Origin of the sequence: Roseomonas nitratireducens (assembly GCF_017813355.1) — a bacterium.
Lineage (GTDB): Bacteria > Pseudomonadota > Alphaproteobacteria > Acetobacterales > Acetobacteraceae > Neoroseomonas > Neoroseomonas nitratireducens.
Map to the genome: position 1 here is coordinate 134378 of NZ_JAGIYZ010000009.1, position 13131 is coordinate 147508.

12 protein-coding genes are annotated in these 13131 nt (G+C 73.0%); 8 read left to right on the forward strand and 4 right to left on the reverse strand.

Annotation, left to right across the window (positions count from 1 at the left end; all coding sequences use genetic code 11):
* The first annotated feature begins 1 nt into the window (after nucleotide 1).
* Complete coding sequence (purF, locus tag J5Y09_RS11135) at nucleotides 2-1462, forward strand: amidophosphoribosyltransferase (RefSeq protein WP_209351824.1); 1461 nt, start codon at nucleotides 2-4, stop codon at nucleotides 1460-1462.
* 141 nt (nucleotides 1463-1603) lie between these two features.
* Nucleotides 1604-2317: an SDR family NAD(P)-dependent oxidoreductase gene (locus J5Y09_RS11140; RefSeq protein ID WP_209351825.1), complete on the forward strand. Its 714-nt coding sequence runs from the start codon at nucleotides 1604-1606 to the stop codon at nucleotides 2315-2317.
* Here the strand turns inward: J5Y09_RS11140 and J5Y09_RS11145 are convergent.
* Nucleotides 2219-2878 (reverse strand): hypothetical protein, encoded by a 660-nt coding sequence (locus J5Y09_RS11145; protein ID WP_209351826.1) that lies wholly within the window; start codon nucleotides 2876-2878, stop codon nucleotides 2219-2221. The two genes, J5Y09_RS11140 and J5Y09_RS11145, sit on opposite strands and share 99 nt — an antisense overlap.
* Before the next feature lie 106 nt (nucleotides 2879-2984).
* Here J5Y09_RS11145 and J5Y09_RS11150 point away from each other — a divergent pair, with 106 nt between their 5' ends.
* The 5 genes from J5Y09_RS11150 (at nucleotide 2985) to J5Y09_RS11170 (ending at nucleotide 8569) form a co-directional block, all read left to right on the forward strand.
* Complete coding sequence (locus tag J5Y09_RS11150; RefSeq protein WP_209351827.1) at nucleotides 2985-3635, forward strand: tetratricopeptide repeat protein; 651 nt, start codon at nucleotides 2985-2987, stop codon at nucleotides 3633-3635.
* The gene (locus tag J5Y09_RS11155; protein ID WP_209351828.1) at nucleotides 3635-4969 is read left to right on the forward strand and encodes a PQQ-like beta-propeller repeat protein; all 1335 of its coding nucleotides are present in this window, start codon (nucleotides 3635-3637) and stop codon (nucleotides 4967-4969) included. Before J5Y09_RS11150 ends, J5Y09_RS11155 begins: the two co-directional genes overlap by 1 nt.
* Nucleotides 4970-4985: 16 nt before the next feature.
* On the forward strand, nucleotides 4986-6332 hold the full coding sequence (der, locus tag J5Y09_RS11160; RefSeq protein ID WP_209351829.1) for a ribosome biogenesis GTPase Der: 1347 nt from the start codon (nucleotides 4986-4988) through the stop codon (nucleotides 6330-6332).
* A 75-nt stretch (nucleotides 6333-6407) separates the two neighbouring features.
* Nucleotides 6408-7349, forward strand: a complete 942-nt coding sequence (locus J5Y09_RS11165; protein ID WP_209351830.1) for an FkbM family methyltransferase — start codon at nucleotides 6408-6410, stop codon at nucleotides 7347-7349.
* A gap of 83 nt (nucleotides 7350-7432) precedes the next feature.
* A complete protein-coding gene (locus J5Y09_RS11170) occupies nucleotides 7433-8569 on the forward strand; it encodes a hypothetical protein (protein WP_209351831.1) in 1137 nt (378 codons plus the stop codon).
* 10 nt (nucleotides 8570-8579) lie between these two features.
* Here the strand turns inward: J5Y09_RS11170 and J5Y09_RS11175 are convergent, their stop codons facing one another.
* Entirely contained in the window at nucleotides 8580-9926 is a 1347-nt protein-coding gene (locus tag J5Y09_RS11175; RefSeq protein ID WP_209351832.1) for a class I SAM-dependent methyltransferase, read from the reverse strand.
* Between the two features lie 92 nt (nucleotides 9927-10018).
* Here J5Y09_RS11175 and J5Y09_RS11180 point away from each other — a divergent pair, with 92 nt between their 5' ends.
* A complete protein-coding gene (locus tag J5Y09_RS11180) occupies nucleotides 10019-10819 on the forward strand; it encodes a YdcF family protein (protein ID WP_209351833.1) in 801 nt (266 codons plus the stop codon).
* Here the strand turns inward: J5Y09_RS11180 and mltG are convergent.
* On the reverse strand, nucleotides 10767-11666 hold the full coding sequence (mltG, locus tag J5Y09_RS11185; RefSeq protein WP_342451455.1) for an endolytic transglycosylase MltG: 900 nt from the start codon (nucleotides 11664-11666) through the stop codon (nucleotides 10767-10769). The two genes, J5Y09_RS11180 and mltG, sit on opposite strands and share 53 nt — an antisense overlap.
* 169 nt (nucleotides 11667-11835) lie before the next feature.
* Nucleotides 11836-13119 (reverse strand): beta-ketoacyl-ACP synthase II, encoded by a 1284-nt coding sequence (gene fabF / locus J5Y09_RS11190; RefSeq protein WP_209351835.1) that lies wholly within the window; start codon nucleotides 13117-13119, stop codon nucleotides 11836-11838.
* Nucleotides 13120-13131 lie beyond the last annotated feature (12 nt).

The window sequence follows — 13131 nt, forward strand, 5'->3', positions numbered from 1 at the left end:
CATGAACGCCACGATGGGCTGGGACGACGACAAGCCGCATGAGGAATGCGGCGTGTTCGGCGTCTGGAACGGCGGCGATGCCGCGGCGCTGACCGCGCTCGGCCTGCATGCGCTGCAGCATCGCGGGCAGGAGGCGGCGGGCATCGTCACGCTGGACGAGAAGGGCCTGTTCCACGCGCATAAGGGCCTCGGCCTGGTGGGCGACAATTTCGGCGAGGCGAAGGTCATCGCCTCCCTGCGCGGGTCGGCCGCCGTGGGCCACAACCGCTACGCCACGACGGGCGAGACGGCGCTGCGCAACGTGCAGCCGCTATATGCCGATTTCGAGTTCGGCGGCTTCGCCGTGGCGCACAACGGCAACCTGACGAATGCCTACGCGCTCAAGCGCGCCCTGGTCCGCCGCGGCTGCCTGTTCCAGAGCACGACGGATTCCGAGGTGTTCGTGCACCTCATCGCCATCAGCCTCTATTCCACCGTGCTCGACCGGCTGATCGACGCGCTCAAGCAGGTGCAGGGCGCCTATTCGCTGGTGGCGCTGCACAACGGCGCGCTGATCGGCGCGCGGGACCCGCTCGGCGTGCGGCCGCTGGTGCTCGGGCGGCTGGCCAACGGGGGGCACGTGCTGGCCTCCGAGACCTGCGCGCTGGATATCGTCAGCGCGGAATTCGTCCGCGACATCGAGGCAGGCGAGGTCGTCATCATCGACGACTCAGGCGTGCGCAGCGTGAAGCCCTTCGGGCGCAATGCCGGCCGCTTCTGCATCTTCGAGTACATCTACTTCGCCCGTCCCGACTCCGTCATGGAGGGCACGCCGGTCTACGAGACGCGCAAGCGCATCGGCGCGGAACTGTCGCGCGAATCGGGCGTCGCGGCCGATGTGGTGGTGCCGGTGCCCGATTCCGGCGTGCCGGCCGCCATGGGCTACGCGGCCGAAGCCGGCATCCCCTTCGAACTCGGCATCATCCGCAACCACTATGTCGGGCGCACATTCATCGAGCCGACGGACCAGATCCGCCACCTCGGGGTGAAGCTGAAGCATTCGGCCAACCGCCCGATCCTGGAAGGCAAGCGCGTCATCCTGGTCGATGATTCGATCGTGCGCGGCACCACCTCCCGCAAGATCGTCGAGATGGTCCGCCAGGCCGGGGCGAAGGAGGTGCACATGCGCATCTCCTCCCCGCCCACGACGCACTCCTGCTACTACGGCATCGACACGCCGGAGCGGTCCCAACTGATGGCCGCGCAGCACGACGTGGCGGAGATGGCGCGCATCATCGGCGTGGACAGCCTGGCCTTCATCTCGCTCGACGGCCTGTATCGCGCGCTCGGCCGCCCGGCGCGGGACCCGGCCAAGCCGGAATTCTGCGACGCCTGCTTCACCGGCGACTACGCGATCCCGCTGACCGACTGGCAGGACAATTCGGACCGGCAGCTTTCGCTGCTTCAGCCCGCAGGGCAGTAGGCGGGGGGAGAAGCGAACTTCTCCCCCCCGCGCCCCCCTCAACCTTCTCTGCGACCTAGGGGCATCAGTCCCCAACGGACAAAGAAGGGAGGGGGAGCGGGGGAGGTTCCCCTCCCCCGCCCTTTCTTTTCGGAACCCCCCATGACCGACCTCACCGGCACCGTCGCCCTCATCACTGGCGCCTCGCGCGGCATCGGCGCGGCCGTGGCCGTGGAATTCGCGCGGCGCGGCGCGCAATGCGTCCTCGTCGCCCGCACCCAGGGCGGGCTCGAGGAAACCGACGACGCGATCCGCGCCGCCGGCGGCAAGCCCGCGAGCCTGCTGCCGCTCGACCTGGTGAAGCAGGCCGACAAGATCGACATGATCGGCCCCTCGGTGGTCGAGCGCTTCGGCCGGCTCGACATCCTGGTGCACAACGCCGGCGCGCTCGGCACGCTCACGCCCGTCGCGCACATCACGCCGAAGGACTGGGCGGACACGGTCGGCGTGAACCTGACCGCGACCTGGCGGCTGATCCGCACCTGCGAGCCGCCGCTGCGCGCCGCGCCTGCCGGCCGCGCGGTGTTCGTGACGACGGGGCGCGTCGCGCGGCCCAAGGCCTATTGGGGCGCCTATGGCGCGACAAAGGCGGGGATGGAGCACCTGGTGCTGACCTGGGCGCAGGAAGTCGCGGGCACCGCGATCCGCGCCAACCTCTTCGACCCGGGCATCGTGGCGACGCAGATGCGCGCCACGGCGATGCCGGGGGAGGATCCGTCAGGGCTCCAGAAGCCGGCGGACGTCGCGCCCGAAATCGTTGCCCTCTGCGGGCCGGACGAAGTCCGGAACGGCGCGGTCGTTCGCGCGGGCGGCTGAGGTCGGCGCGGCAAGCGCACGCCGCGCGGCATCGTTCGCGACCGCGGGCAGTTCGGCCGGCTGGGGCAGCGGCTGCGCCTGGACGGCCGAAGCGGCCTGGACCGGGGGCGCGGGTTCCACCACCGGCGCGGCGGGCACGGCAGGCGCGGGCGGCTGGGCCGCGGCCTGCACCGCGCGGCCGATTCGCCCGGCCCAGCCGATGCGGTTGTTCTCCTGCGCCTCGTTCAGCGTCGCCGGGCCGTCCGCCACGCCGCGATAGGCCGGATAGGCCGGGGGTGGAACGTTCCAGCAATCCACCGCACCCAGGCTGCGCGTGCACATGGGCGGCGGCGCGGGGGCGTCGTCCCGGCCGCAATAGGCTTCCCCGCGGCCGATCCGGGCGATCGAGCAATCCTCCCCGGTCACGAGGGAGACCAGGGAATCCCCCGTGGTGCGGCCGAAGGCGCGCAGCGACACGGCCTCCACCGCCGCCGGGATGGCCAGGAGCGGCGCCCCGGGGGCACCGATGGCCTGGCAGCCGGGCAGCAGGGCCAAGGCCAGAAGGAGATGGATCGCGCGCATGGGAGCATCCTAGCCCCGGACGGGCTTAACGCACCGCCAACGGGCGGCTATGGTCCGCGCCCTTTCCGCCCCCGGGCCCGTCGGCCCGCCACCAGAGGTGCCCCGCGTGCCCGATATCTTCGACGAGGTCGACGAGGATCTCCGCGCCGAACGCGCCCGCCAGTTCTGGCTGCGCTTCGGAACGCCGATCCTTGGCCTGCTGCTGCTCGTCGTGGCGGGCGTCGCGGGCTGGCAGGGCTGGCGCTGGTACGAGACGCGGCAACGCGAGGCCGCCGCGGTCGCCTTCATCGCCGCCCATCGCGCCGCCGAGCAGGAGGGCGCGGACCTGGCGGCCATCGCTGCCCGATTCGAGGAAATGGCCGCGACGGCGCCCGCCGGCTACCGCACCATCGCCCTGCTGCGCGCCGCCGCGCTGCGCGCCGAGACGGGCAGCCGCGACCAGGCGCTCGCGCTCTATGACCGTGTCGCGAACGATGCGGCGACGGACCCGCTCTATCGCGACCTCGCCTCGCTGATGTGGTCGCTGCGCGCGCTGGATGCCGGCGACCCGGCGGTGCTGGCCGCGCGTCTTGCGCCGCTCGCCCGCCCGAACGAACCCTGGAGTGCCTCGGCGCGCGAACTCGCCGCCCTGGTCGCGCTGCGCGCCGGCCAGCGCGACGAGGCGCGCCGCGCGCTCGAGGCCCTGGCCGCGGACGTGACGGCGCCGCGCGCCATCCGCGACCGCGCCCAGCGGATCGCCGCGGGGCTCGCCGGCTGATGCGCGCCCTGTCCCGCCGCGCCGCGCTGCTCGGCACCGCCGGCCTTCTCGCCGGGTGCGAGACCCTGGACGACATCTTCGGCGAGCGCCGCGTCCGCTTCGATGGCGAGCGGCGCAGCGTGATGGACATGCCCGACCGGAGCCTCGCTGCGGACAACGCCGCCGCGACCTCCCAGGTGGTGCTGCCGCCGCCGGCGCCGCGGGATGCGTGGCCGATGGCCGGCGGCGACGCGGCGCATAGCGGCGGGCATGTCGCCTTCGGCCCCGGCCTCGGCCGCGCCTGGTCGAGCGGCTTTGGCAGCGGCAGCGCCTATCGCCGCCGGCTGACGGCCGGCCCGGTCACGGGCAACGGACTCGTTTTCGTCGCCGATGCCTTCGGGGAGGTCTCGGCCTTCGACCTGCGCAGCGGCAGCCGGCGCTGGCGGCGCGACACCGCCCGGCGGCGCGACAGCGACGGGGCGATGGGCGCGGGCCTCGCCCTGGCCGGCGAGACGCTGTTCGCCACGACCGGCCTGTCGGAAGCGATGGCGCTCGATGCCGCGACAGGCGAGGTGCGCTGGCGCGTCGACCTGCCGGCGCCCGCGCGGGGCGCACCGACCGTCGCCGGCGGGCGGCTGCTGGTCCCGACCGTGGCGAGCCACCTGGTCTGCCTCTCGGCGGAAGACGGCACCCGCGCCTGGATGCACCGGGCGACTCCCGTGACGACCATTCCGCTCGGCCTCGGCGCGCCGGCGGTCGAGGACGACACCGTCGTCGCGGGCTTCCCCTCCGGGGAGTTGCTGTCGCTCCGCCTGGCCGACGGCCGCGTGCAATGGAGCGAGAGCCTCGCCGCGGCGGGCACCGGCGCGCTGTCGGACATCGCGAGCGTGCGCGCGCACCCCGCGATCGGCGGCGGGCGCGTCATCGCCGTCGGCATGGGCGGGCTGACCATCTGCGTCGACCTGCGCTCCGGCCGCCGTCTCTGGGAACAGGAGACCGGCGGGACCGAGGCGGCCTGGATCGCCGGGGACTGGGCCTTCGTGACCAACGATGCGGGCCAGGTGGCCGCGATCGGCCGCGACAGCGGGCAGGTGCGCTGGGTGACGTCCCTGCGCCCGCCGCCGCGCGGCAGCCGGCCGGCCGAGCGCATCGGCCTCTCCTCCCCCGTCCTGGCGGGCGGGCGACTGCTGGTCGGCACGAGCCGCGACGAGATTGTCTCGCTCGACCCGGCGAGCGGCGCCGTCACCGGACGGACGCCGATGCCGGCGGGCGTGCTGCTGCAGCCGGCCCTGGCCGGCGGGCTGCTGCTGGCGGCGACCGAGGACGCGACGCTCGTCGCGCTCTCCGGCGGCTAGCGCCGCGCGCATCGCCATGACCCCGCGAATCGTGATCCTTGGCCGGCCGAATGTCGGCAAGTCCACGCTGTTCAACCGCCTGGCGCAGCGGAAGATCGCGATCGTCGACGACACGCCGGGCGTCACCCGGGACCGCAAGGAAGTGCCGGGCCGCATCGGCGGGCGGGACGTGCTGCTGGTGGATACGGCGGGGCTCGAGGAAGCGCCGCCCGACACCGTGGCCGGCCGGATGCGCGCGAGTTCCGAGGCGGCGCTGCGCGCGGCGGACCTCGTGCTGTTCGTCGTCGATGCGCGCGCGGGGCTGACGCCGGCCGACCGCGCCTTCGCCGCCTGGCTGCGCCGCGCCGACCTGCCTGTCCTGCTGATCGCGAACAAGGCCGAAGGCCGCGGCGGCGCGGCGGCGGCGATGGAGGCCTACGAGCTCGGCCTGGGCGACCCGATCGCGGTCAGCGCCGAGCACAATGAGGGCCTCGGCTCGCTGCACGAGGCGGTGGCCGAGGCGCTCGGCGAGGCACCCGAGGAGGAGGACGTGGGGGACGAGGACGATCCCGACCGTCCCCTCCGCCTTGCCATCGTCGGCCGCCCGAATGCGGGCAAGTCCACGCTGCTCAACGCGCTGCTCGGCGAGGAGCGGATGATCACCGGCCCCGAACCCGGGCTGACGCGCGATTCCGTCGCGGTGCAGTGGCAGGATGCCGTGGGCCGCATCCGGCTCGTGGACACGGCGGGGATGCGCAAGAAGGCGCGCATCGAGGAAAAGCTCGAGCAGATGTCCGTCGCCTCGACGCTCGGCGCGCTGAAGGAGGCGGAGGTCGTCATCCTCGTCGTCGACGCGCTGCTCGGCATGGACGAGCAGGACCTGCGCATCGCGCGGCTGGCCGAACGCGAGGGGCGCGCCGTCGTCATCGCCTTCAACAAATGGGACGCGGTCGAGGATCGGGCCGCGACGCGGCGCAAGCTCGACGACGTGCTGATGGCGTCCCTCGCGCAGCTGAAGGGCATCGCCGTGGTGCCGCTCGCCGCCCGCACCGGCCGCGGCGTCGACAAGCTGATGCCCGCGGTGCGGGCGACGCATGCGCTGTGGAACCGGCGCATCGGCACGGGCGAGCTGAACCGCTGGTTCGAAGGCGCGCTGGCGCGCCACCCGCCGCCGGCGGTCGAGGGCCGGCGCATCAAGCTGCGCTACGCCACCATGCCGAAGGCGCGCCCGCCCACCATCGCCATCTTCGGGACGCGCGCCGAGGACCTGCCGGAGGATTATCGCCGCTACCTGGTGAATGCCTTCCGCGAGGCCTTCGACATGCCGGGCGTGCCGATCCGCCTGCAGCTGCGCGGCACCAAGAACCCCTACGCCGAGGCCTGACGCCCCCCGCGCGGGGTTGGCCGCGCGGCCGGGACGGATTATCGTTCCGCCTTCGCGATGTTCGGCACGGCAGGCATGGACGATCACCAGCAGGCGGACGCGGCCCCCGGGATAGCCGGGCGGCTCGCCGCGATCGAGGAGCGGCTCGACCGGCTGGCGATCCGGCTCGAGGAATCGATCTCCTACTTCGCGCCGCGGATGAACCGCGTCACGGACAGCCAGACGATCTACCTCGGCGACAACACCGCGGTGACCTTCCTCGAGGACGGCACGCGGCTGATGGTCGACACGCGCAGCCTCGACATCGGCATCCACCTGCTCACGCTCGGGCAGTGGGAGCCGGCCTATACGGCGCTGTTCCGCAGGCTGGTGCGGCCGGGCGACACGGTGCTCGACCTCGGCGCGAATCTCGGCGTCTACACGATGCTCGCGGCGCGGCTGACCGGCCCCGGCGGGCGGGTGCACGCCTTCGAGCCGAACCCGCGGCTTGCGCATCTCGTCGACCTGTCCATCCGCATCAATGGCTGCGCGGGCTGGACACAGGTGCACCGGCTCGCCGCCTCCGACCGGCGCGGGGTGGCGCGGCTGTTCTTCACCGACGCCTATTCGGGCGGCGGGTCGCTCACCGGCAATGCGGCGCAGCACGATGAGGCCGGGTCGGCGAAGGGCGCGGTCGATTGCGAGCTCATGCCGATCGACGAGCTGCTCGCCGACCCTGGATTCCGCGTCGACGTCGTGAAGATGGACGTGGAAGGCCATGAGGGTCCGGCGCTGCGCGGCATGCGCGCGCTACTCGAACGCTCGCCCGGCGTCAGGATCATGATGGAATTCGGCCCGCAGATGATGCGCGGGTCCGGCATGCCGGCGCCGGAGGTGGTGGCGCTGCTCGAAGGCCTCGGCCTGTCCGCCTGGACGATCGGGGAGGATGGCGGCATCGCGCCGGTCGAGTGGAACGTGCTCGCCGAGACCACCGGCGGCCTGCAGAACATCCTCGTGGCGCGGGAGTCCCCCTTCTGAGCGAGTCCGTCAGCGCGGCGCCGGGGCGCCCGATCTTCTTCATCCACATCCCCAAGACCGGCGGTAACACCGTCGTCTCCCACATGCTGGCCTTCCTGCCGGTGCAGGAGGTGTTCCCCCCGCCGCCGCAGCTGACCCTTCTGGGGGAGGATTTCGCGACGGCGCGGGAAAGGCTCGACACCACCAGCTTCCTGCACGGGCATGTGCGCGTCTCCCTCGCCGGGCTGCTGCCGCTCGAGCGGCTGCGGCTCGTCACCTTCATCCGCCATCCGGTGCGGCTCGTCGCCTCGCACTACCTGTATTTCAGGCACATGCCGGACCTGCCGATGCACGCGCCGGCGAAGGCGCTCGGCATCGCCGACTTCCTGCGCGCCTATCCGCAATACGGGGTCAATCCGCAGGCGCGCTACCTCAACATCGCGCTCGGCCAGCCGCGCCCGGTGGGAGACGAGGAAGCGCCCACCGCCGCGGTCAGCGCGCTGTCCCGCTTCGACTTCGTCGGCGTCACGGAGCGGATGGGCGAAAGCCTCGCCGCCATGTCCGAGCATTACGGCCTGCCCTGCTTCGATGTCGGCCGCCAGAACGAGGGCAAGGCCTCCCGCGACGAGGTCGAGGCCTGCGAGGCCGTGCTGCGGCGCGACGAATTCCTCGCCCGCCTCGGCGCCGACCTGGTGCTGCGGCGGGAGGCGGAGGAAAGGCTGAACCGCTGGCGTGCCGAGCGGGACGTCGCGCGCGCCGCGGCCGCGCTGCTCGCCGGCCTCAAGGGCGCCGGCCCGATGCCCTGGACGCTGGTGCGCGAGGCCGATGCCGCCGTCACCTTCCTCGATGGCTGGTACCCGCAGGGCTGGGTCGGCACGCCGCAGGATTCGGCCCGCTACTGGTGGAGCGCCGAAGCCGCCCGCCTGCTCGTCGCCTCGGCGAGCCCGGGGCCGCTGCGGATCTCGATCCAGGTGGTCGAGGCGCTGGGCTTCGACGCGGCGCGGATCCGCGTCACCGCCGGCGGCCGGGTCCTGCCGGTCGAGGCCGAGCTCGCCGAGCCCGGCATCCGCCTGACCTTCCGCATCGACGCGGCGCTGATGGCCGCGCGCGGGGGCGCGCTGGCCGTCTCCTTCATCGGTCCGCGCTCCTCGACCTTCGCCGAGCATGAGCCGGCGACGGGCGACCACCGCCGCCGCAGCTTCGCGATCCGCGAGGTGACGATCGCGCGCGAGACGGGCTGACGCCGCCGCGTCAGCGGCCCGGCGGGCGGCGACGCAGCTGCACGTCCACGCTCGCGAACAGCGCCTCCCCCGCGGTGGCATGGGCGAAGAGCGCGAAGGCCTCCCCCGGCGCGACGTCCAGCGTGAAGCGCAGCACCGCGGGCGCGCCGGGCGGGGCGTTCATCTCGACCTGCGCGGCATGGGCGATGCGCGTCGTCGCCTCGGCCGCCGGGTCGCGCAGGAAGCCCTGCACCGCGACCGTCGCCGCGCCCGCATGGCGGGGCGAGGGCACGAGGACAAGCTGGACCTCCAGCACCCCCTCCCCTGGCGTCACGAAGGCGGTCGCGAGAAGCGGCTCGCCGCCGGCCGGCACCGGCGTGTCCGCCCAGAGGTCGAGCACGTGCCGCGCCCGCGCCGCGCGCTGCGCGAAGGGGTTGAGGCGCACCCAGTCGCCGAAGCGTATCCGCCGCAGCAGCGCCTGCTGGCCTTCCACGCGCTGGCGCGTCTGCGGCAGGCCGTCCACCGTCACCGGCCTTGGCGTGCCTTCCGCCGCGCGCAGCAGGAACAGCACGGGCCCGGAGACGGTGCCGCCGAGTTCGCGCAGCGTCAGCCCCTGCAGGAGCGGATCGGCGGGGTCCTCGTGCAGCACGCTGGCGAGCGGGCGGGGATTGTTCTCGTGGAAGTCGGACAAGGCCATGCGCAGGACGGGCGCGGCCTGCAGCCCGGCTTCCTCGAACAGCCGCAGCAGGTGGGACGCGGCGAAGGCGTAGTTGCCGCGCGTCGGGCGGGAGGTGTCGCCGGGCACCACCTCCGTCGTCAGCGCATAGAGCCCCCCCGGCCTGAGGACGCGCCGAACCTCCTTCAGATGCGCCACGAAGTCCGGGTCGTCGCCGATATGCTCGAAGGCGGAGATCGAATAGCAGAAGTCGAAGGACGCATCCGGGTAGCCGACTTGCCGCATGTCCATGTGGTGGACGGCGAGCCGCGCCGCGTCGAAGCCCTTCGGCGCCGATCCCAGCACGAAGGCGAGCGGGTCGTTGGTGCGCGCCACGTCCCAGGCCGTGCCGGCCTCATAGAGGTCGGTCGCGGTCAGCTGCGCGACGCGGGACGCGACCGCGAAGGTCAGGGGTTCCCGCCCGCTGCCGAAGGCGATGCCGCGCGCATCCGGGCGCAGGACGCCGGCTTCGGCCAGCGCGAGGAAGGCGGCCGCCATCTCCCATTGCCGCGGATGGACGCGCGGGCGGCGACCGAGCGCGCGGCGCACCACCATCAGGAAGCGCGGATCGGTCCAGTCCTCCGCATCGCAGAGCTTCTGCAGCCGCGGCCCGAGCGGGGGGCCGAGGGCGGCAAGGTCGGCAAGCAGCGTGTCCTGGGCCATGCATCGGTTCCGAAACGACCCGGCGATCATGCCGCTTCGTTGCGACCGCGCAAGCAGCGCCGCGGCGCCGGGCGTGCTATGCCGCGCGCGCCATGAACGACATCCTCTTCGCGGTCTCGAAGATCCTCTGGTTCCCGGCCCGGCCGGGGCATTTCGCGCTGATCCTGGGCTTCCTGGGGCTCGCGCTGGTCTGGCGCGGGCGGCGCGGCGGGCGGTGGCTCGTGCTGCTCTCCCTCGGCTTCTTCGCCATGCTCGTGGCGACGCCGGTGAACCAGTGGATGCTGCTGCCGCTGGAGGACCGCTTCGCCCGCCCCGCGCCGCCACCCCCGCGCGTGGACGGCATCATCGTGCTCGGCGGCGCGGTCGAGCAGAACATCACCGAGGCGCGCGGCATCCCGAGCCTGAACGGCGCGGCGGAACGCATGACGGAAGGCGTGATCCTCGCGCGCCGTCATCCGGAGGCGCGGCTGGTCTTCACCGGCGGCCAGGGCTCCTTCGTCCATGGCGGCACGACCGAGGCCGATGTCGCGCGCCAGCTCTGGACCGCCATGGGCATCCCGCCCGAGCGCGTGGTCTACGAGGACGCCGCGCGCAACACGCATGAGAATGCCGTGCTGACGCACCGGCTGATCCAGCCCAAGCCCGGGGAGGTCTGGCTGCTGGTCACCTCGGCCTCGCACATGCCGCGCTCGATGGGCGTGTTCCGCGCCGCGGGCTGGCGGGAGATCGTCCCCTGGCCGGTCAACTACCGCACCGGACACAGCTGGCAGGCCTGGTACGACGCGCCCTTCCCCGAACGGCTCGGCCAGTTCGAATGGGCCTTCCGCGAATGGATCGGGCTTACGGCCTATTACCTGATGGGGCGGACGGAGTCCGTGCTGCCGGCGCCGTAGCGCCGCGCTCGATCTCCCGCCAGCGGGCGACGTTGCGGTTGTGCTCTTCCAGCGTACGGGCGAAGGCGTGCCCGCCGCTGCCGTCGGCGACGAAGAAGATGAAGTCCGTCGCCTCCGGCCGCGTCGCGGCGGTCAGCGCGGCGCGGCCCGGGCTCGCGATCGGCCCGGGCGGCAAGCCGCGGATGCGGTAGGTGTTGAAGGGGTGGTCGCGGTCGAGGTCGGCGCGGCTGATCGGCCGGTCCATCGGCGCGCCGCCGGTCGCGGCATAGGCGACGGTCGGGTCGGATTGCAGCGGCATGTTGCGGCGGAGGCGGTTGACGAAGACGCCGGCCACCTTGCCGCGTTCCTCGGCGCGCGCCGTCTCGCGCTCGACGATGGAGGCGAGGATCAGCGCCTCCCGCGGGCTGGCGAGCGGCAGGCCCGGCGCGCGCGCGGCCCAGGCCTCGGAGAGCGCGCGCTCCATCGCCGCATCGGCGCGGCGGATGATGGCGGCCCGCGTCTCGCCGAACTCGAAGGCGTAGGTCTCGGGCAGCAACTCGCCCTCGCTGAAGGCGGGGATCTCCCCCGTCAGCCCCTCGGTGCGTTCCAGCAGGGCGCGGATCTGGTGGGCGGTAAGGCCTTCGGGGATGGTCAGGCGGCGCTGCACCGGGCGCTCCTCGCGCAGGATGCGCAGCACATCGGCCAAGGGTAGGCCGGCGGGGAAGGCGAATTCAGCGGCGCGCAGCGGCCCGTCGCCGCGGGTCAGCCAGGCGGCGACCGCGAAGGCGCGCGGGTCCCGGATGACGCCGCGTTCGAGCAGCGTCGCGGCGATGCGCTCGGTCCCGCCGCGGGGGATGACGATCTGCACGGCTTCGGCGAGCGGACCCGGCGCCGTGAAGACCCGCCACGCGGCATGCGCGCCCCATGCGGCGGCACCGAGGAGGGACAGAAGGACCGCGAGCGCAACGAGAGCACCGCGCCGCCGCCGCCTTCGTGGCGCGGGCGGCGGCGCGGCCTCGCTCATGCGCCCCGGCGCGTCAGGGGGCGGCGCGGAAGACGATGCTGGCGTTCGTGCCGCCGAAGCCGAAGGAATTCGACAGGGCGACGTCGATCTTCCGGGGCTGGGCCTGCATCGCGACGCGGTCGATCGCGCTTTCGCGCGACGGCTTTTCCAGGTTCAGCGTCGGCGGGGCGACCTTGTCGCGGATCGCGAGGATGGAGAAGATTCCCTCCACCGCGCCCGCCGCGCCCAGCAGGTGGCCGACCGCGGACTTGGTCGACGACATGGCGAGGCCCTTGGCTGCATCGCCCCAGAGCCGCTCCACCGCTTCCAGTTCCAGGTCGTCGCCGAGCGGCGTCGAGGTGCCGTGCGCGTTGACGTACTGCACCTCCGCCGGGGTCACGTTGGCGGAGGCGAGCGCGGCCTTCATGGCGCGGAAGGCGCCTTCATGGCCCTCGGCCGGGGCGGTGATGTGGTAGGCGTCGCCCGACATGCCGTAGCCGATGACCTCGGCGTAGATCTTCGCGCCGCGCGCCTTGGCGTGCTCGTATTCCTCGAGCACCACGACGCCCGCGCCCTCGCCCATCACGAAGCCGTCGCGGTTCTCGTCCCAGGGGCGGGAGGCCGCCGTGGGCGTGTCGTTGAAGCCGGTGGACAGCGCGCGCGCCGCGCAGAAGCCCGCGACGCCGAGTTCGCAGACCGCCGCTTCCGCGCCGCCCGCGACCATCACATCGGCATCGCCCAGCGCGATCAGGCGCGCCGCGTCGCCCAGCGCGTGCACGCCGGTGGCGCAGGCCGTCACCACGGAATGGTTCGGCCCCTTGAAGCCGTACTTGATGGAGACCTGGCCGGAGGCGAGGTTGATCAGCGCCGACGGGATGAAGAAGGGCGAGATACGCTTCGACTTGCCCTGCACGGCGAGCTGCGCCGCCTCATGGATCGTCTCGAGCCCGCCGATGCCCGAGCCGATCATCACGCCGGTGCGGCAGCGCGCCTCCTCCGCTTCCGGCCGCCAGCCGGAATCGGCCACCGCTTCCTCCGCCGCGACGAGCGCGAACTGGATGAAGCGGTCCATCTTCTTCTGGTCCTTGATCGGGATCCATTCGTTGATGTCGAGGCCGCCTTCCGCCTTCACGCCGACCGGGATCTGGCCGGCGATCTTGGCGGGCAGGGTCGTCGTGTCGAAGGACTGGATGGCGCGGATCCCGGATTCACCCGCGAGCATCCGCTTCCACACATGCTCGACACCGAGGCCGAGCGGGCAGGCGATGCCCATGCCGGTCACGACAACGCGTCGCGGCGAGAAACCGTTCTGGAACACGCGCTCTACCCC